This is a genomic window from Pseudoalteromonas luteoviolacea (genome assembly GCF_018100925.1).
Lineage (GTDB): Bacteria > Pseudomonadota > Gammaproteobacteria > Enterobacterales > Alteromonadaceae > Pseudoalteromonas > Pseudoalteromonas obscura.
In genome coordinates, this window is record NZ_JAGJEH010000005.1 from 224,074 (window position 1) to 244,721 (window position 20,648).

The 20,648-nt window shown below is 42.7% G+C and carries 15 protein-coding genes; 11 read left to right on the top strand and 4 right to left on the bottom strand.

Annotation, left to right across the window (positions count from 1 at the left end):
• Positions 1 to 97: 97 nt before the first annotated feature.
• Together J8M00_RS12505 and J8M00_RS12510 are read left to right on the top strand one after the other, a co-directional pair.
• A complete protein-coding gene (locus tag J8M00_RS12505) occupies positions 98 to 376 on the top strand; it encodes a hypothetical protein (protein WP_211010587.1) in 279 nt (92 codons plus the stop codon).
• A 174-nt stretch (positions 377 to 550) separates the two neighbouring features.
• Positions 551 to 940 (top strand): hypothetical protein, encoded by a 390-nt coding sequence (locus J8M00_RS12510; RefSeq protein ID WP_211010589.1) that lies wholly within the window; start codon positions 551 to 553, stop codon positions 938 to 940.
• A gap of 130 nt (positions 941 to 1,070) precedes the next feature.
• Here the strand turns inward: J8M00_RS12510 and J8M00_RS12515 are convergent, their stop codons facing one another.
• Positions 1,071 to 3,242 carry a M3 family metallopeptidase gene (locus J8M00_RS12515; protein ID WP_211010591.1) on the bottom strand — a complete coding sequence of 724 codons (2,172 nt, stop codon included), beginning with the start codon at positions 3,240 to 3,242 and terminating at the stop codon, positions 1,071 to 1,073.
• Positions 3,243 to 3,610: 368 nt separating this feature from the next.
• On the opposite strand from J8M00_RS12515, the gene J8M00_RS12520 reads away from it, so the two are divergent.
• Positions 3,611 to 4,099, top strand: a complete 489-nt coding sequence (locus J8M00_RS12520) for a DUF1579 domain-containing protein (protein WP_211010593.1) — start codon at positions 3,611 to 3,613, stop codon at positions 4,097 to 4,099.
• 154 nt (positions 4,100 to 4,253) lie between these two features.
• On the opposite strand, the gene J8M00_RS12525 is transcribed toward J8M00_RS12520, so the two are convergent.
• A complete protein-coding gene (locus J8M00_RS12525; protein WP_211010594.1) occupies positions 4,254 to 6,248 on the bottom strand; it encodes a TonB-dependent receptor plug domain-containing protein in 1,995 nt (664 codons plus the stop codon).
• 90 nt (positions 6,249 to 6,338) lie between these two features.
• Positions 6,339 to 6,713, bottom strand: coding sequence for a hypothetical protein (locus J8M00_RS12530; protein ID WP_211010596.1), 375 nt, complete (start codon positions 6,711 to 6,713; stop codon positions 6,339 to 6,341).
• Between the two features lie 904 nt (positions 6,714 to 7,617).
• On the opposite strand from J8M00_RS12530, the gene J8M00_RS12535 reads away from it, so the two are divergent.
• From J8M00_RS12535 to J8M00_RS12560, 6 genes are all read left to right on the top strand, one after another.
• Positions 7,618 to 8,124: a hypothetical protein gene (locus J8M00_RS12535; RefSeq protein ID WP_211010597.1), complete on the top strand. Its 507-nt coding sequence runs from the start codon at positions 7,618 to 7,620 to the stop codon at positions 8,122 to 8,124.
• 612 nt (positions 8,125 to 8,736) lie between these two features.
• The gene (locus J8M00_RS12540; protein ID WP_211010599.1) at positions 8,737 to 10,311 is read left to right on the top strand and encodes a TolC family protein; all 1,575 of its coding nucleotides are present in this window, start codon (positions 8,737 to 8,739) and stop codon (positions 10,309 to 10,311) included.
• Positions 10,304 to 12,187 (top strand): efflux RND transporter periplasmic adaptor subunit, encoded by a 1,884-nt coding sequence (locus J8M00_RS12545; protein ID WP_211010601.1) that lies wholly within the window; start codon positions 10,304 to 10,306, stop codon positions 12,185 to 12,187. Before J8M00_RS12540 ends, J8M00_RS12545 begins: the two co-directional genes overlap by 8 nt.
• Positions 12,180 to 12,857 (top strand): ABC transporter ATP-binding protein, encoded by a 678-nt coding sequence (locus J8M00_RS12550; protein ID WP_211010602.1) that lies wholly within the window; start codon positions 12,180 to 12,182, stop codon positions 12,855 to 12,857. Before J8M00_RS12545 ends, J8M00_RS12550 begins: the two co-directional genes overlap by 8 nt.
• Before the next feature lie 4 nt (positions 12,858 to 12,861).
• Positions 12,862 to 14,037, top strand: a complete 1,176-nt coding sequence (locus tag J8M00_RS12555; RefSeq protein WP_211010603.1) for an ABC transporter permease — start codon at positions 12,862 to 12,864, stop codon at positions 14,035 to 14,037.
• Positions 14,038 to 14,356: 319 nt separating this feature from the next.
• Positions 14,357 to 14,725 (top strand): hypothetical protein, encoded by a 369-nt coding sequence (locus tag J8M00_RS12560; RefSeq protein ID WP_023401972.1) that lies wholly within the window; start codon positions 14,357 to 14,359, stop codon positions 14,723 to 14,725.
• A 72-nt stretch (positions 14,726 to 14,797) separates the two neighbouring features.
• Here the strand turns inward: J8M00_RS12560 and lnt are convergent, their stop codons facing one another.
• On the bottom strand, positions 14,798 to 16,339 hold the full coding sequence (gene lnt / locus J8M00_RS12565) for an apolipoprotein N-acyltransferase (protein ID WP_211010604.1): 1,542 nt from the start codon (positions 16,337 to 16,339) through the stop codon (positions 14,798 to 14,800).
• Between the two features lie 290 nt (positions 16,340 to 16,629).
• On the opposite strand from lnt, the gene J8M00_RS12570 reads away from it, so the two are divergent.
• Both J8M00_RS12570 and J8M00_RS12575 read left to right on the top strand, forming a co-directional pair.
• Positions 16,630 to 19,071, top strand: a complete 2,442-nt coding sequence (locus J8M00_RS12570; protein WP_211010605.1) for an ATP-binding protein — start codon at positions 16,630 to 16,632, stop codon at positions 19,069 to 19,071.
• Positions 19,071 to 20,615: a sigma-54-dependent transcriptional regulator gene (locus J8M00_RS12575; protein WP_211010606.1), complete on the top strand. Its 1,545-nt coding sequence runs from the start codon at positions 19,071 to 19,073 to the stop codon at positions 20,613 to 20,615. Before J8M00_RS12570 ends, J8M00_RS12575 begins: the two co-directional genes overlap by 1 nt.
• Positions 20,616 to 20,648: the final 33 nt, after the last annotated feature.

A 20,648-nucleotide genomic window follows, 5' to 3' on the forward strand; every position in this document is an offset into this window, starting at 1 on the left:
AAGCGTGAATAATAATTTGGGCGGTAAGATGTTTTTAGACTGTGCTGACGCCGACAATAAACTTTAACCAAATATTCAGTAAATAGGAGCGGACTGGATGATTTATGCAATTATTACATTGATAATTTGGGGGCTTTTAGCTGCCTACGAAGTTGAGTTTGTGAAGAGGACCGCAGAAGATTTGCCGTCTGAAAATGCGCACAGTATATTGCCCCCTGAGTTAACAGAGGTGAAACGGGCATTAACAGATAGCTCACCTTTGGCAATGCTGGTAAGTGAACGCAGAAAAAAAGTATATTTTGGGCTAATTTGGTGTAAACGACTGTCTTTTCTAGCTGCACTCGTTGCAATCGGCTATTTGCAATTACTAAAATAGAGCGTCAAAGCTTATTTAGTTTTATGTATATTTAAAGATATACTGGTACGAGTTTAAACTGAACTTACTTTAACGATTAAAGAGTAAGGCTAATTTTAATTTCACATTCCCTTCATCTTGACTGAAAGAGTTACCTTAGTAAATCTTTGCGGTATATTGCTATAGGGTTTATACATGTCATTATTAAAGCTGCTACTTTCTGCTGTTTTTGTGCTTCAAATTGTGCTTTTTAACTTAGCGCTTTATATACCGAGCATCGTTATCGCAGCCTCATTTATGCTTTATTTTTTAAAAAGATATAATGCGCTGTCTCACATGGGGTTAGCAGCACTTGGCTTATGCTTGAGCTACGGCTTTTTATCAATATGGGGATGTAATGACAACATCTTTTCAGTATCGGAGAATTCACAGTGTTTGGCTACTGGGTATAACAAGTTGACACACTTATATGCAACCACTCGGCATGGCGTGGGGCCTTATATTCTATTGGTCTCTTTTACTGTGGGATCATTTGCTAATGGCTGTCTTAGGCTGTTTAAGGAGCTTAAGGGAATACATCGTTAAAGCTGCCCATTGTGCCCGCAAAGTATATTAACCAATTGAAATGATGTAGAAATTATATTTGCTTATTCAGAGAGTATAAGCTGTATAAACAAAGCCGAAGCACGATGACTTCGGCTTTTTGGTTGGGGATTTAGTCTAAGCCTCTGTTGCGTAATAGTGCATCAGTAGTTGGTTTTCTTCCTCTAAAGCCTTGATATGCCTCAAAGTAATCTAGAGTATCACCACGGCTATAGATAAATTGATATAGGCGCTCAGCGGTTTCTTTATCGAAGATATCTTTTTTCTCTAGGAATGCGTCAAAGCCATCCGCATCTAAGATTTCAGACCACATATACGCATAATAAGCTGAAGAGTATCCACCTGCGAAGATGTGACCAAAGTGCGTGCTGCGGTGACGCATGATAATTTCTTCAGGTTTGCCATAGTCACCAAGGACTTTATTTTCAAAAGCGCGAACGTCTAGGTCTTTCACATCAGTCAGCTGGTGATAGGCCATATCTACAAGTGCAGAGGCGGTAAATTCTACCGTTGCAAAACCTTGGTTAAATGTACCTGCTTGTTTGATACGTTCAAGCAACTCAGCTGGCATTGGCTCATTAGTCTTGTAATGTAGAGCAAACTTTTTCAGCATTTCAGGCTGCGCAATGAAGTGCTCGAACAACTGTGCTGGGAATTCAACCCAGTCACGAGGTACACTTGTACCAGCCAGTGTCGGGTAAGTTACGTTAGATAGTAAACCGTGCAATGCGTGACCAAACTCATGGAACAAGGTAACTGCATCAGAGTAGCTCATTAATGTTGGCTCACCTTCAGCAGGCTTGTTCAAGTTCATGTTGTTTAAGATCAGCGGTTTAACGTCGCCAGCAAGTTTTTGCTGTGAACGGAAAGAACTCATCCACGCACCTGAACGTTTAGTTGAACGTGCATAGTAATCGCCGTAGAACAAGCCAATAGCTTTACCTGATTTATCTTGAACTTCCCATACACGTACCACAGGGTTGTATACAGGAATGTCTGTACGCTCAACAAACTTAAGGCCGAATAGACGCTCAGCAGTATAGAATTGCGCTTCGATCATGTTGTTTAACTCGAAGTACTCAGCGATTTGACCCTGATCTAGATCAAATTTGGCTTTGCGTACTTTTTCAGCATAATAACGCCAATCCCATGGCTCAAGCTTGTGAGTGACGCCCTCAGCAGCCATCAACTCTTGGATCCATTCGCGCTCTTGTTCTGCTTTAGCAACCGCTGGCTCCCACACTTTTAGCAATAGATCCATTGCCGTTTCAGGTTTGCTTGCCATTGAATTGGTTAATACATATTCAGAGTGGTGTTTGTAACCAAGCAGCTGAGCGCGTTTTGCACGTAGCTCGACAATTTCAGCAATAATGGCTTTGTTATCAAACTCATTGTCGTTGTCACCACGATTTGCCCAGCCTTTGAAGGCTTTTTCGCGTAGATCGCGGCGGTCTGAAAACTCAAGGAAAGGCTGAACACTAGAACGGTTCAAGGTAATGACATATTTACCCGGTAAGTCTCGAGCAGCTGCGGCAGCTGCAGCAGCATCGCGCTGTGTTTGTGGTAATCCGGCAAGATCAGACTCTTCTAAAACCATGGTAAATGCACGAGAATCATTCAGTGCGTTTTGACCGAACTCAGTCGTAAGTGCAGAGATACGTTCATTGATTTTCGCAAATTCAGCACGTTGTTCACCTGTTAGCTTGGCACCTGAACGCACAAAGCTATTGTAAACGCGCTCAAGTAGACGTGTTTGCTCTGCATTCAGTAGCGCTGATTTTCGATTGTCATATACCGCTGCTACGCGCTTGAACAATGCTTCATTCATACGAATTTCACTGCGATGACGTGTTAGCATAGGTGAAATTTCGCGTTGCAATGACTGCATTTCGTCGTTTGACTCAGTATTTGCCAAGTTACCAAATACCTGGGCTACTTTTGTCAGTGTAGAGCCCGCAAGCTCCATTGCCGCAATGGTGTTGTCAAAGTCAGCTGGGCGCTCATTCTCAGTAATAGCATCAATTTCTTTTTTATGTTCAACAATTGCTTGTTTAAATGCTGGTAAGAAGTGCGCTGTTTTAATATCGCCAAGCGGTGGTGCACCAAATGGAGTATTCCACTCTTGGAAGAATGGATTTTGCGAAATGTCGTTTGTTGAAGTCGCTTTTGCTGACGCTTTGTCAGTTGCTTCTACTTGGGTTGTTTGTTTTTCAGGTGCGTCTGAACAACCGTTCAATAACATTGCAGCCGAAATGGCCAAAGCCAAATGGGTTTTTCTTAACACTGGATTTCCCCTAATAAAGGTAGTGAAACTTAATATTTTTTGTTGTTATCAAATGATACAGTATAACAATACTACATTGTTGGCATTTATCGCATAAATTTAACAGTTGAACTGAAATATTACTTATTGGGTACAGTTTATGCCTAAACAATTCTCATTGCAGCCAACTTGACAGGGAAATAATCTAGCAACGCTGAGCGGAAAATGAGGTGAATTGCCGCGTTTTTGCTGGCTTTGTTCACGAATAAGCTTAGATGTTATATCACTGTAACAGCACTATTTTTGTTGATATACGAATTTTAACTGTATTAATATACAGTTGTCGTGCTAGGGTGTTTCCAAACCAAAAATAATACAAAGGAAAAGATATGCTTCAGGAACTAGACCCCAATGAACCAAAGGATTTTGACTTCATCATTGGTGATTGGCAGGTTAAGCACCGCCGTTTAAAAGACATTTTAAATGGTTCAGATGAATGGATAGAGTTTGAGGGAAAATCATCAACCGTAAAAACGTTGGGCGGGCTTGGCAATGTAGAAGACAACCTTTTGCATATGCCCAGTGAATCTATCAGAGCAAAAGCGATACGCTCGTACAATGGCAAATCAAAGGAGTGGTCTATTTGGTGGCTAGATGGGCGCAATCCAATGACAATGGATACACCTGTAGTTGGGCGATTTGTAGATGGTATCGGACACTTTTTCGCCGACGAAACTTACAATGGCTTGGCGGTAAAAGTCAGGTTTATTTGGGATTCGACAACGCCCGAAAAACCGACATGGCAACAAGCATTTTCCAAAGACAATGGTGAAACCTGGGAAGTGAACTGGCAGATGGAGTTTAGCCGGGTAGAGTAAACTCTTTACGAATTCTGCTTTTACAGATGTTGGGTTTAGATTAGATAAGAGTCATTGGGAGGCTTGCTCAGTCAGAACTAAACGTTGCAGTGTACCAATGCAATTCGCCAAACTATTTGCATTGGTACTGAGCTTTATCGGTTAGGTTAGCGCATTAACCACCAAATTGGATTCTTACTCCCGCATTGACGGTAAACCCATCATTGCGTGACCAGATATCCGTAGTCCAACGTCCGCTCGGTGCTTGGTTAGGTAATAACATCGAGTGCTCTTTAGTTTGGCGCACATTAAGCAAGTTTTCGGCATTCACAAACCAACTCACATGTCCCAAGGTAATTTGACCAAGTAGACCTAAATGCCAGTATGGATCGCTGTTATCCAAATAGGGGTTATTATCTAGTTTTTGTGTGCCTGTGTAGTATGCCTCAAAGCCGACTAGATGGCTGCCATGTTCCTCCCACATAATCACTGCACCAGCTGAATGCCTAGGGGTTAAAGCAAGTTGCTCGCGACCAAAGCCTGAGCTGCTGTCTTTGCTGGCATCAGTGTACAAGTAGCTGGCCGTGAATTTGATGTCATGCCATCGATAGCGAAGTAATAGCTCGGCACCGCGAATTTCACTCTGGCCAGACGCATTTACAATACGTACGGTTTTATCCATATTAGTTGTCACATTGTCGATCATTTGAAGTTCGGTGACGTTGTCTACGTCAGAAGCAAATAAGGTCACACTGGTTTCAATGCTGTCAAATGCGTAGCTGATGTCGAGTGATGCGGTGGACGCTTGCTCTTCTTCTAAATCGGTAAGAGCTGCAAGGCGAGATAGTCCGGTGTCGTCTATATCCTCAATAAATGGTGTTGGCGCAAAATACCCTTGTCCATATGAACCTCGTATTGTCCAATTGTTTGGGTTGTATAGCATGGAGATTCGAGGGCTGAATTGCGAACCGTATTCGCTATGCCAATCAGCACGGGCACTGAGTGATAATGCCACGTTGTCAGCAACATCATAGTCTAGTTGTGAAAATAACCCGGGTACGTCGAATGTGTAGTTAAAATCGGGGTACTCAACTGATTCATACTTGTCAGTTTGATGTGCGATGCCCACTAGCCAAGCGGTATCATCGTTGTAACCAGAAATGCTCGACTCGATTAAATAGCTTTCGTGGGTATCTTCTTCAAATACTTCGCCGTACTGGTGCTCATGCTCTTGATGCATTGCAGAACCCCGAACATTCAGGTTCAAAACATCTCCTAATGGCTGTTCAAAAATAAACCCGCTATCTAGTCTCACGGTATCTTGTGCTTGAATATAGGGGTTGCCGTCGGGCATGGTAGCGCCGGCTAAGGTACCTGCCATGCGCTCTTCCGTCATAGCACCAAAGGTGGCATACAGGTTAGCGCCGTTCTCACTAGACCAGTACATGCGTGGTCGTATTGTTGCTCTGTCGTAAGCTGCCATATCTATCCAGCCATCATTATCGAGGTCTTTTGCCGCTTGGTGGTGGCCGCCGGCAGTGACTGATGCACTAACGGTATCCGTCAATGGAGATGCAACATAGGCGGTAATATCTTGACCATCTTTTGATGTTGCATTGAGTAGCACTTCTCCTTCAAATTCGTCAGACGGTGTGCGAGAAATAAGGTTGATGACCCCCCCGAGTGCCGAACCGCCATATAGTGAAGAAGCAGAACCTTTTATTATTTCAACGTTGGCAAGATCGGTTGGTGGGATCTGCAGTAAACCAATAGATGCAGTTTGACCGCCATAGAGAGGCAGGCCGTCACTGAGGAGTTGGGTATAGCGACCATACAGCCCTTGCAATCTGATGTTTGCACTGCCCAAAGCTGGAGAGGTGTTTTGAACTCTGACACCGCCGGTTTCAGCAACCAACATAGATATATTCCCCGGTCTCATGAGTGCTTTTTCTTGTACTTCTTCTGCATTGATCACTTCTGTGCGTGTTGCGGATTCTGTAACAATACGACCAAGTCGAGATGCCGTGACTTGGATTTTTTCAACTTGACTGTTTTTGTGTTCATGATGATGTTCGTCGTGGCCATGTTCATCATGATGGTGCTCGCCTGCATAAGAAACAGACGGTAACAACATCGCTGAAATAGCGAGTTTTGAATATTTGTTAAGCATTTTTACCTCTAAGAATGCAAAAAACTGAGCGCAAATAGCGCACTCTTGATACGTTTTGACAAAATGGTTGAATTTAGGGTGCACTGACCCTTAAGAGGCAAAAATGGGGGGACGAAACAGAGAGTCGGTCATTGGAATAGGTCGGCCGATATCTATATTGATAACAAGTTCACTGTGTTTGACAACTTGGGCTGATTGCACGTCTGTGCTTAAATACATCAATGAGACACAGGCATTTCCCGGACAGACACAATCATTTTCGCAACATTCAACTTCACAACAGTCGTCTGTTTCAGAAGCGCCTGTTTTTCCAGAGTGATCTGCCAAAGTCTGCGATGCTTGTGCTAGGTCAAGTGACGTTGAGGCTTGCTCAAAAGACATAGTAAAATTATACGCCATAGCTTGTCCAACGAAGGCAATTAACATCGCGATGATAATGAATACCTGTGATATGGGCTTAAGCATATAATTCTCATAAAATAATTCGTGCATACTTTATGATATTTTCACGAATAAGTGAATAGTCATCTGGCTCTTTATACCTTGTCATTAAGGTGAACAGAGTAATTATTGTGTACTTCTACTTTTAACTGTGCTTATACATAATGGGATTGGAGGAAATGGGTGTAACAATCATTACCGTTAATTCAACGAGTTTCTCTCTTTGGGTCTAGGCATTGGATTATCAGACAAGTTAGAATTCGATCCTACATTTATAAACGTGCTAGAGGTCTAGTCAAAATGCGCTTTTACAAGTGTACAAATATTCACTGTTGTGAACAGGTTGCTTACAGAGAAGATAAAGCCAAAAAAAGTCACTATCGCTGCTTGCAATGCATGGGGCGCCTTGAGGAGTGCGCGATACAATATCATGAATTAAAACTGGGCAAATTTTTTGAAGACAACGCTTTGTTGGTCAATGTGTTGTTTTCATCTGTGATGGCGTTAGTTATATCTATTGTAAATCCTGGTGATTTTGGCGGGTATATTCACTCTATATATGTTCAATTCATAGCAATATTTTGCTTAATCTTAGTTTTTCAACTTGGGGGTTATTCGCGCGCTTTAAGTGTATTGGAAAGTGAACCACTCGACGTTGAAAATAATCTGAGGCCACTTAAATCTTGCATACTTGCTTCACTAGGCACTGCGTTAGTTAGTGCAGCCATTATTTTTAATTGAGAGACCAAGCGGCACCTATCAAAAAGCGCTCTGTTTAGCTGCTAACGCCATTGGACGTGGACGTTCAGGCAATAATGAAAAATGGATAGCTGTCTGGCTGTTTGAATATTGAACAGATGTTTTGTCCCAGTTAAGTGAACGGACGTAATAATGGCACTGAATTTATCGATTAAAGGAGTTAAATCAAATGGTCAGTGCTGAAGAGCTCTCCTATGTATATGAAAACGTGTTAGTAAAACTGATTGAGCAAAGAGAAATAGAACTGAAATTCTATATACAGCAACCCGCATTTTCCCATATGACGTTGTCAGTGGCATTTTGGCATAGCGATATGTATTGGAACTTGTATCAAAAGGAGCGCTGCGAGTTCACATGCCATGCTAAATACGACAATCAAGAGTTTATTATTTTATCTGATTATGAAGGCAGGCATCCTGAAATCTCTAATTTGAGAGATATTTTTGATGGCTGGTCAGAAAGTGAGGCCACTGAAGATTCAGATGAAAGCTTAGATCTGCAGTTTAAACTTGCCCATGAAGCCCTTGCTATAGCCCTATGTAGTGAGCGTGTAAAACCACTGTTAGAAGTGCTCTTAGAGACAAATAACAACTACCAAAATACACGATATAGCGAAGTGATCCGAGTGGAAGATCCGGATGGTCGTTTTGACGTGAACTTTATGCATGTGGTCTAGCCTAGATAACGTGTGACTAATAACCCACCTAGAAGTACATGAACTATTGTTGTGTGCTTCGCTGTCATTTGATAAAAATTTGGCTTTAGGGTCTGTGATAAGTTGAATTGGATTTAAATCAAGATGAACTTCTCTTTGGGCTAATTACTTAACCGCAGGAAAGTTCATATTTGGCGCGCCTCAGCGAACTACTCCCCCTATCTTGTTATCTCGCAAAACTGACTCAGTTTGTTCTTCTTTGTGTTGCAAGGGAGAGTGGTTGATATAAATAAAGTATGAGGTACCTAACTAATTTTTTGTTCTACCTTACTGATATTGAGGGACGCATAGCGTGCCATTCACTATGCGGTCATATAAGTAACTTTTACGGATAGGTTTCGTATTGTTATGTATAGCGAGATAAGTAATCCAAGTAGGCACCAACTTGGTGGACAGCGCTAATTTGCCAGCGACATGTGAAATTAGTGAATAAAATCATTTATCTACAGCGTGATTTTGCTTTGTACTACAGAATGGCGTTAATTGTATCAATGCTATCAAAAAATGCCCTGAGTGTGGTTTATTTATTGCTGATTGAAAAGTCATCCAATTACATCGTTATGCGTTTTCATTTTGCAGTTCAATTTAATTTACTTTTACAACCCTGCTATTTATTTGTGCTCTAGTCGCAATGTCTTTGTACTTTTGCTTGTCGCTGCAAATTTGCTTGGGGCGTCCACAGCTATAGCCAAAGAAGTCAACTTAACACTCAAGCAAGCAATAGATAGGGCGCTGACGCACAATATCAGTGTGCAAAACCAATACTTGTCTCGTATCTCAGATAAAGTTGCATTGGAGACCGCAGAGCAAGAGTTTGAGCCCCAATATTTAATCACCGTGGGTGAGCAAAGTAACTCAGTATACTCATCGACCTTGGCGCAGCATGAGCAAAACATGCAAACGTCTGTTGGCGGATCTATCCGACTAAAAAACAAGTTGGGTGGGCAGTTAGAGTTAAATGCTGTACAGCAAAAAAGCGACTATGAGGGGTTTGAACCTCAGTATGGTTCTACGTTGACTTTGGCCTATAAACAACCTTTGTTGCGAGGATCCGGCTCTAAAGTCGCAGGGGCATCGTTAAGGCAGGCCAAGTGGCAAGAACTCAGTCAACAACTTAATATGCAGCAGTTTTTAACTGAGGTGATTGGTCAAGTTGTTATGCAATATCGCAGCTATCAATTAGCTTTGCACGCGATGAAAATTAGCCAGCACTCATTTCAAAGGGCGCAACATCAAGTACAGACAAATAGTGCGTTGGTTGAAGCTGGTCGTTTATCCCATTCAGAGTATGTTCAAAGCAGAGCGGCATTGGCAAACCAAAAGTTAGCATTAAAGCGAGCTGAAAATGAGCTTGACCAAGCACGTTTACTGCTGTTGCAAACACTGCGTATGGAAGAACACACACATTTAAATCTAACCGAGCCGCTTGCGGTGTCAGCACCTAATTTAAACTTGGCTCGCTTGGTGACAACAGGGCTCAAAAACCGCCCTGACTATTTGCAAGCTCAGCTCAGTGTGCGCTCTAACAATCTCAACTTATCCGTGGCGGAAGATGAGCAAAACTGGGACTTAAGCCTTAATTTGTCGTATCAATTAATGGGCAGTGAAGGACACTTTAATGACTCGTTAGCGTACCAAGGTCATCTTAACCAAGGGGACTATAGCATTGGTTTACAGGTTAATATTCCAATAGGTGATAAGAGTAAAAGGCAGTCTTTATACAATGCTCAAATCTCCTTGTATCAGTCGCAAAACACGCTCTATGAACTCGAAAATAAAATTCGCCTTGAGCTGCTAAATAGCAAACGAAATATTGAAACTGGCTGGGAAGCGTTGCAGCTTGCAAAAAGTTATCTAACGCTCACCCGAGAACAGTTATCTCTCGAGCAAGAAAAACTGGCGGCGGGGTTGTCTTCAAACTTTCATGTAGTGAGCTTCGAAACACAGTTAGTGGATGCCGAAAATCAGTTTATTTCCGCGCAGATAAGCTACCTCAACCTGTTAACTGTGTTACAAGCGCAATTGGGTACTACTTTGACAGCGTGGCAGATCAAACTAGAGCCAGAATCAGGTATATCGGTCAACAATATGGATGCGTATCGCTTAACGGCCGGCTGGCATCAAGCTGGGGGGAGCGGTCATGAATAGGGTTCAAGTAATAGAAGTAACACGCAAGTCTTTGTCACCAATGAATAGTATGAGTTTGAAATTAAGCCAAACAGTGGCTGAGCAGCTCACTGCAGAACACGCCATTGTGTTTTTATTGGACCAAGGGGCAAGCCAATTTGTGGGGGTATTGGAAAATGAAGCGCGGGTTGTAGATATTCGCATCACGACTGATGGCTGCCTCGTAAACTCTATTTCCACATTGCAAGAGGCACTCTTGAGCACTGATTTTATAAAGGAGCTTGACGAAAAACTTAAGTTACGTGTGCAAAGCAGCATATCAGCAATTATGAACAATTCGAATAATGAACCACTAGGCTTTGTATTAGCACTCAACAAAATGGCCAGCCAAGGAGATGCTCCAATGGAATTTACAGCGCCAGACCTGCAACTGTTGCAAAAGCTGACTTGTATGGCTGGTTGGGTTGTCGAGCAAACATTGCAAGTAGACAAAGTGCAAGTAAAAAAAGTACAACTGAAAAGCCAATTTCAAGACTTACAAACAGCTTACACAAAAGTATGTCAGGACAATCACCGGCTACAAAGCAGTTACCGTAGCAGGCGCATTACAAAGAAGCGTGCCGTTACTACTGCGGTTATGATTTTTCTATCTGGTTTTCTCTATCTATTTTTTGCCCATTCTTTCAATACAGCACCTGAAACGTGGTATGGAGGAGGTATGCAACAACGACTACAAAGTCAGCTGATTTCACCTCAAGTTGAGCGGGTAGAAGACTTTTTACATTTGTCTGGCAATTTACAGCCTCTGAGCTGGGTTAAGGTGAACGCGCCGTTAGATGCAGCAATCGAGCATGTCAATTTTCAATATGGTGATACCGTGCATCAGGGGCAGCTTTTATTGGAGTTAGATCAGAGCACGATTCAGTTAGCTCATAGAGATGCCACTGCCGCCTATTTTCAAAGTTTGAAAGAGTTAGAAAGATTAAAAAATTGGTCGAATAGTATAGAAGTTAAAAACGCCAAAAGAGCTGTCGTTAGGGCGAACAAAGCGCTGCAATTGGCTAAAGAGCGTCATGCCTCCACCAGCTCGTTGTTTCAAAAAGGCATTGTTGCCAGAACTGAGTTGGACTCGGATTGGCGCGCTGTGTCGGAAGCAGAAGTCACCTTAGCCATGGCTCAAGAGTCGCTGATTGCGCAGCGGTCAGTTGCTAGCGATGTACAACTGAAAATAGCGCAACTTAGTTTGCAAAACGCAGAGCAGAAAATGCAAAGCTTGGCACTGCAAGTAGATCAGGCAAATATCCACAGCCCCGTGCAGGGCATAATCCTACCCGCGACTTCAAAGCAAGAAAAACAGCCTTCTAAAGGGGGCATATACTCTGGGGCTCAAGTTGCTAAAAATCAGCCGTTGGTGATGATTGCCGACATGAGTGGGGTATCAATAGATAGCCAAGTGAATGAGGTAGATCTGTTGAAAATCAAGCCGGGACAGAGTGTTGATGTACGTATTGAGGCACTCAACGATTTGTCATTGTCAGGCGTAATTCACTACGTGGATGCGCGGGCCAGTGCACATAAAGGGAGTCGCAGTCGGGTTTTTAATATTCAGATCCAAGTGAAGCAACTAACAAAGCGACAGCGCAATATGATCCGCATAGGCATGTCTGTTGATACCCGTGTTCTCATTTATTCTAACCCAGAGGCGCTGGTAATTCCTTTCTCAGCAGTGCAACTCGAAGGCAATAAAAAGTTTGTGTGGGTTCAAACTGAGCAGGGACAAGTGATCCGCAAGTACATTGAGATACGTTCCAGTCTACCTCAAGGGCTAGAAGTTTCTTCGGGGTTAAGTGCGGCCGACAAAATAGTGATTGGGCATGGAGAAAGTACGAATGCTTAAACTGACTAACATTAGTAAATCGTTTTGTAGTGGTCACACGCAATTACCTATTTTGAACAACTTGTCATTGTCTGTTGCAAAGGGAGAAATGCTCGCCGTTATGGGTCGCTCTGGTAGTGGCAAGACAACGTTAATGAATATTGCTGGGTTGTTAGATCATCCTGACTCAGGAGAGTTTGAGCTTAATGGTCGCTCGATTACACATATGCCTGATAATGAGCTTTCTCAAGTGCGTAATGAATCAATAGGCTTTGTATTTCAGTCATTTCATTTAATGCCACGGCTCTGTGCCTGGGAAAATGTAGCGATTCCCTTGTTATATAGAGGTATCTCAGAACAGGAACAAAAAAGGCGCAGTTTGGCTATGCTGGCAAAAGTAGGCTTAGCGGAGCGAGCCGAACATAAACCAAATGCGCTCTCTGGAGGGCAGCGTCAAAGGGTGGCTATTGCAAGAGCATTGGTGGGAGAGCCTAGTTTAATCTTAGCTGATGAACCAACCGGTGCATTGGATCCACAAGTCGCTCAAGAGATCATGGAACTGTTTTTGACCTTAAATCGAGAAGAGCGGATAACTTTGGTGATCATCACTCATGATCCGCGAGTTGCAGCGCAGTGCCACCGAACTCTATATATGCAAAGTGGTAAGCTGTCGACTGAACCAAGGGTTTAAAACGATGATATTAAAAGCCTACGTTAGAGAAGCGTGGCGCAGTTTAATTGCTACTAAACAGCGAACACTGCTGGCGCTGATAGGGATCAGTATTGGTATTGGCGCGGTGATATCTATGGTTGCTATTGGGCAAATGGTATCAAACGAAGCGCTGCGACAATTTAGAAGCTTGGGCTCAAATTTGATCACCTTGAGTCTTTACGATATCAGTACACAACAGTTGACCTTCAGATCTACCCGAAATACGGCAGAGTTACATCAGAGATTGAGCTGCGTTGAGTTAAGTGCGCCATTGAGCACACAAGGCGTGACATTGGATAGAGGGATGAACGGAACTTTGGCAAGTGTGAGTTCTGAGTTTTTTACCCTGACAAAAGCCAAGCTAGCAGCGGGCAGGCAGCTTTCTCATTTTGATGGTGCAAAGCCTTATGTCGTGATAGGCGCGCATGTTCCGGAATTGTTGGGGCTTAGCGCAACGACAAACGCGCTGATCGGTCAGCGCATTAAGGTAGGGCAACACCACTTTACTGTAATTGGTGCTTTAACTGAATCACCAGATATAAGCACACTTAACCTCTCAATTAACACCAGCATTTTCACAACGCTGGATTATATTAAAAAACGCGACAAACAAGTTAGTTTTCATCATGCGCTGATAAAGGTAGGGGAAAATTTTGATATTGAAGTTTGTGAGCGGCAGATCCATCAACATTTATACATCTTAAATGACCGCGTTCACGTCAACACGGTAACAGCCAAGCAATTACTTGAGCAAATGCGCGAACAAACAGAGCTGTTGGATATTATGCTGGCAATGATCGCAGGCATTTCTCTGTTATTAGGGGGGGTGGGGATCATGAACATCATGCTGATGTCAGTCACGGAACGAAAACAAGAGATTGGGATCCGTCGAGCGATGGGGGCGAAACAACAGGATATTCGTAGCCAGTTTTTAATTGAATCAATTTGCCTGTGTGTTATTGGCGGAGTAATGGGCGTTTTGATAGGAGTTGGGGCGAGTTATGCAGTGTCATCGTTCTATCATTGGGTGTATCTGATGCCCATTTACCCAATTGTATTGGGTTCATGTGTTTCTATATTAACCGGGATATGTTTTGGTTTTATTCCGGCAAATCACGCCGCCAAGTTGGACCCAATCGACGCCTTACAGTGCGATTAAATATCATATAGAGTATTTATGCGTTCTTATAAGTGCCTATGTGGATTAACTTTGAATTCTATGCGGGTTTCTCAATAAAATTACGTATATGCAATTCTGTTTTAATTCTAACTATTTGAAATGTAAAGCTTATCTTTTTTTGGCCTACTGATTGCTCTTAATAGAGTATGAAACCGGCGTGATAAAACCCGGTTCATCACATGGAGTATTTCTCTGAATGAAAGTAATTGGGCTATTGGTCCTTGCTGATAGTTTAGAGAGCAGCACATTCCATGACCGTAGTCTATAAACGGCCAGTTGGGCCAAGTGGAGATAAATAATGAAATCAAAATTAGGATTAGTAAGCATAGGAATCGCAATGTTTGCGTCAGCTTCTGCATTTGCAGGAAGTAAAACATGTAGCATTAGAGTACAGAACCTTGTTTACGATGGCGGCGGCCCTGATGGTTATGTGTGTGCTTTTGATGGTGCAGATGAAGTGTTATTTGTTCCTTATTCAAAAGGAAAGGTTGAGTTTGGCAAGGGGGTAAACTTTACCTGTAAAGGCAGCAAGTGCGCATTGAAAATCAAAAAAAGTGGCAGCAACTGTGATGGGGTCCCTACATGGACTAGAAGTATTCCTCTAGTAAAGTGTGGCGCGACTTACACCTTTACGAGCTTTGATAAAAACGGTTGGCACACCAAGTAAAGGTTGGTTTAAACCGAGCATCTAAGCGTTTAAAAAGCCCAGAGTAGACACTACTCTGGGCTTTTTAATTTGTTAGCGCCGATTAAAAGCAAACCATCCAATGATGGTGAGAATGAAGAGTAAAAAGGGGGTATTGCGCCAGTAAACAAATGGCGTAATGCCTTGAAGAGGTTGTATGGTTGCACTTAGTGTCGCAAACTTTTGTTGCGATGTTCGTTTTGTCACCACCGCATTGGGCGCAATAAAGGCGGTGATACCCGTTCTTGCAGCGCGTGCTACCCAGCGACCAGTTTCTATTGCACGCATTCGAGCGATCTGAAGGTGCTGTTCGGGCTGAGCAGTTCCATCGAACATACCATCATTGGTAAGCATTATCAGGAAATGAGCCCCAGGCAACGCCTCTGCGACTTCGGAGCCAAAGGCGGCTTCGTAGCAAATAGACACCCCGGCCAAATACTCAGAGGCTGGCAATAGTGGGGTGGGTGTGCGCGAGGGGTTGAAGGTGTCCTCATGGACATTCAGCAATTGCCAAAGTGGTGCGAGAGATTGGCGCAGTGGAATGGTTTCACCAAAGGGCACCAAATGACGTTTATCGTAAATCGCTTTGTCGGTGGCATTGATCGCCAGAACACTATTATATGTGAGGTTATTTAGGTGATCGCGAAAGTTCATTCCCATTAAAATAGACTTGTCTTGGGAAGCTGTGATGGTTTCAAGCTGTGCGATAAAATCACTGTATTGGGCAGTGCTAGTGGCAAAAGGTAAAACTGTATTATTTAGACTAAATGAGACTGTTTGCCATATATGTTTATTTAACTCAGTTGTATGCGAAGGTTGCGGTGTTACTGCATGCATTGAAAATTCGGTTTCCGGCCAAACAACGAGTTGGTGTTTACTTAGCAGCTGCCGATTTAACTCAACAGCGCGTTGCCACTTGTCCTTGTTCGATAAGGCGCTGTAAATCTGGTTTGGTTGCACAAGCGCAATTTGGATTGGGTTGCCAATCTCTTTAGTCCAAGAAATGGTCTGTAAGAACATGCCTGATGTCCAAGCAATGATAGTTATGCTAATTGCGATGAGTCTATAGCGTGTATAAAACAGCGCAACCTTTATCAGCGCTGCACTCATTGCTACCAAATAAGCTACGCCATTGACTCCAAATACGCTTGCCCAGCCAATCAAAGGCATATCAAGCTGTGAATAGCCAATGTTGAACCATGGGTAACCGCTGAGAAACCATTCTCGTGACCACTCTGCAAGCCACCATAGGCTTGGAAAAAGCAAACACGCTCGGGAAAGCAAAGAGCGCGCCCTGAGCAATACATATATCGCGCCCGCAGCGCCCATACACAAGCTTACAACAGCAATAATTAAAACTGTGAAAAGAACAGCCAAGGGCATTGGCATATCAGCGAGTTGGTTAGGCGACAAATATAACCAAGTTCCGGCAGTGGACAACAAAGTTACGGTATATAAACAGCCAGTTATAAAAGCCTTTGTGATTGAAACTCGCTCCCAAAGCCAGAAGCAAATTACCGGGCCATAAAAAGCTAAATAAGACAGGTTGTATGGAGCGAAAGAGAGCGCACTGATACAGCCTGATGAGCCAGCCAACAAATACACTTGGCTTTTGACGAGGCGCGTGCGACATACTGAAGATGGGAAAAATTGCAAAGCGAACATATACTGAATTAAAAGTTAAAACATTCCTGTATTACCTATGAGCAAGTAGTAAGCCACATATAAGTCTTTGAATTTCATATGCTCTATGCGTGATTATATAAGTCTATGCGTATTTTTACCTATATATATTGTTTATGCGTAATTTGCGAAAATTTACGTATAACTTATAATGAAGTAATTGTGGTAAGTAATAATTAATTCCTTTTTTGGTTGGGAAGTTTATGGTTGTTCAACAGTTTTTAGATGAAATGCGGCGACTACTAAAGATCAGGCAGCAGGAGCCTGAATTATGGGTAGATTGTTGTCGTGAAACAGCCGTTAAAGCGCCAACGAATATACTAATGGGGATGTTGGCAAACGTATTAATGCTTTTGGCTGCAATTGATGCTGATGCGCCTGAAGGCTTAGTTACTCTATTAATTGTAATTATTTCTTTGTCACTGTTTCGTATTAGCAGCCTGTATTTAATTAAACCGGATTTGGACGAAGATGACGTTGTACGCGGGTTGGAAAGTCGATACTTTGTTGGCGTGTTGGTACTTGGGTGTTTAACTGGTATAGGTATTCTGACACTGATCCCATACCAACCACCTCTATACAATGTTTTATCTTGTAGCGCCGTGATTGGGATAAGCGGAATTGTCGGGGTAACATTTAGCACCAGTTTTAGAACGGTATTGTCGTACTGCTTGCCAACGACTCTGGCCGTATTTATTAAATTTATCATTATTGGTGGCTGGATTTACTACACCATGGCGCTATTCACTTTGATCCTGACAGTGAATATTTTGTACACATCAGTGATTGTTTCTCGGCGGCTGCTGAATGAGTTTCGCCTTCGTCATGCACTACAAAAAGAAATTGCTGAGCGTAAAAAAGCAGAACAAAACTTGATCCAAGCTAAAGAGCAAGCAGAAGCGGCAGATAGGTCAAAAAGTGATTTTTTGGCGATGATGAGTCACGAAATGCGAACGCCTCTAAATGCTATCATCGGCAGTGCTGAGCTTGCGCAATTGTCAAAGCAATCGGATGCTCATCCTCATCAACATTTATTTGAGCGGATCGGGACGGCGTCCAACAGCTTGCTTGGGATAATTAACGATGTGTTAGACCATTCGAAAATAGCGGCAGGTAAAATGCCGCTAGAAAAGGTGCCTTTTAATCTACCTGAATTGGTTAGCAAAGTGGCACAGATGTTTCAGCCACAGCAACTTCAAAAGCCCATTCGATTTGACGTGATCCAGCCTCAATACCAGCAAGCACACTTTATGGGGGACGCCCTACGCCTTGAACAAGTACTGACAAATTTACTTTCAAATGCTTTTAAGTTCACCGAAACTGGACAAGTTATTTTAGAAGTGACCCAACAGCGAGTGGACGCGCAGGTAAACCATGAGTTTAAGGTAAGTGATACCGGCATTGGCATTGCGCCACAAAATCAAGCCCAGTTGTTTGAAGCTTTTACTCAGGCTGACTTGTCGACTACCCGTCAATATGGAGGAACGGGGCTTGGTTTAACTATAAGCCAAGATTTGGTGCGTTCCATGGGGGGAGAAATCAAACTGAAAAGCGAACCGAATAAAGGCAGTACTTTTAGTTTTGAACTGGCTTTTGAGCCATATAACTCACCGATTGAAGACGGCGTTACCGCTGAAGTATCAGATTGTTTTAAAGGCTTTAAGGGAGCCCAGATCCTGATCGTTGAGGACAATCCTGTTAATCAACAAGTATTACGTGAATTACTTGATATGTGGCATGTTGCTGCATCGGTGGTATCAAGAGGTCGCGATGCGTTAGTTTATCTTGAAAGCCGCAGTGTTGATTTGGTGTTGATGGATATTCAAATGCCAGATATGGATGGATTACAAACCACAGATAAAATTCGCAATCAACTGAACCTTAAAGACTTACCTATTATTGCCATGACAGCTCATGCCTATGAAAGTGACAGACAAAAATCCATCAGTGCGGGTTTGAATGCGCATTTGACCAAGCCCATAGAGCCAAACACCCTATATGAGACACTCGCCCAGTGGTTGTTGGAAAGTGAAGATGAAATGCAAACAGCCTGCACAGAAATAGCTAGCGCTTCATTTAAACACCTGAATATTCAAAAGGGGCTTCGTCAAGCTGGTGGCAATATGCAGAGTTATATTAGGGTACTGAATAGCTTTTTACGTTCTCAGCCAGATTTGATTAATCGATTAGATACGGATGACAGCAAGGCTGTTATAGCAAGTAAATTACATGGGCTTAGGGGGTCGCTTGGTACGATAGCGGCAACTCAAACTGAGCGACAAATTGTGCAATTAGAGGCTGAGTTATCAAACATTAACGAGCAAGAGCTGGGTACCCACTTAAGCGACATCAAATCTAGCTTAAAGCACTTGATAATAGACATAGAGACATATATTCAGCTTAATGAGAAAGTGGTTGTACCTGAAGTTACATCAATCAAGCCATCAACAATCACACTGACTAATTTAATAAATAAGCTTGAAATGCAGCAATTTGATGCCACTTTTGAGTTCGACAATATCAAACATGAACTGGCCACAATCTCCCCCAAATTAACCGCAGAATTAGACAAAGCGTTAACTGAGTTTGACTTTAAACTTGCTTTGCAACTGGCGTTGAAAATTAAGCAAGAGGTAAAAGAATAGTGCACGATAACAAACACGATAGACGCCAAAGAATACTGATAATTGATGATAACCCAACCAATATAACTGCGGTTGGTATGAGTTTATCTAGAGACTATGAGATTATAGTTGCAACCAGTGGTGTGCAGGCATTTGATACCATTAATAAGCAACTACCAGATTTAATATTATTAGATGTGGTGATGCCGGGTATGGACGGTTTACAAATATGCAAGCGAATTAAAGCTGACGAAAAAAGTGCGCAGATCCCAGTGATATTCATTACCGCCCATGACGATGAAGAGAAAGTAGTAGACTGCTTTTCTGTGGGGGCTGTAGATTATATCCGTAAGCCACTGTGTGAGGTTGAGCTAGTTGCTCGGATCTCCACACACTTGACGCTACAGCGACAAATAGATGAGCTTGCCAAGCAAAACCAAGCTTTGGAAAAGCTGGCACAAGAGCTAAAAACAGAAAGCGCAGAGCGAAAAAAAGCAGATGCAAAAGTGAATACCTTGGTTCGCCATGAAGCACAAAAGTGGGACGGTTCAAACCTCATTGGCCGAAGTCCTGCGATGTTGGCATTGCACGATGACATAAACCGATTGCAACAAATAGACAAAACCAGTGTGTTAGTACTGGGTGAGTCGGGATCGGGTAAAGAGTTGGTTGCAAGGGCCATACATTTTGGTGGCCCAAGATCAAAAAAGCCATTTATAGCAGTAAATTGCTCAGCAATACCAAGGGAACTTGCGGATGCGACGTTTTTTGGCAATGTTAAAGGCGCCTTTACTGGGGCTGTGAGTGATAGAAAAGGGCATTTTGTCGAAGCTGATGGTGGCACTCTGTTTCTCGATGAAATTGGCGATATGCCCTTGGAGTTGCAAGCTAAATTGTTGAGGGTGCTTGAAGATGGGGTTGTGACCCCCGTTGGAGGAAACCAATCTAAAAAAGTCGATGTGAGGGTGGTCTGCGCAACCAATGTCAATATTCATCAAAAGGTATCGCAACAACAGTTTCGACAGGATTTATACTTTCGCCTAGCGAGTTATGTTGTCAATGTACCTGCACTGCGTGACCGTCAAGAAGACATTGCTTTGCTAGTTACACATTTTATTCAATTGTTCTCACAGGAAATGGGCCAAGCACCTGTTTCCATCAATGACGAGGCAATGCAGATACTTACTGCACACCATTTTCCAGGCAATGTTCGAGAGCTTAAAAACCTGATTGAGTTTGCACTTATTCGCAGTAACCAACAAATCATTACGCCAGCTCAACTACAAATTATGCAGTTTCAAGACGCTGAGGTGAATTTGCAACAAAGCGGCAAAACTTTGGAGCATACGCCGTCGTTTGTTACGCGTAGAAAAGACGAAGACGTGATTTTAGCGTATTTAAATTCACATGACCAAATCACCAACATGGAATGCCAAAAGTTGATAGATGTGAACCATGACCGCGCATCATATTTGTTAAGAAAACTACATAAAGAAGGAAAAATAAGCAAACAGGGACAAAGACGTTGGAGTTACTATTGCCTTTCGAATCATCCTGAAACATGATAGTTTACGCCCTTTTATGGGTACAAATATATT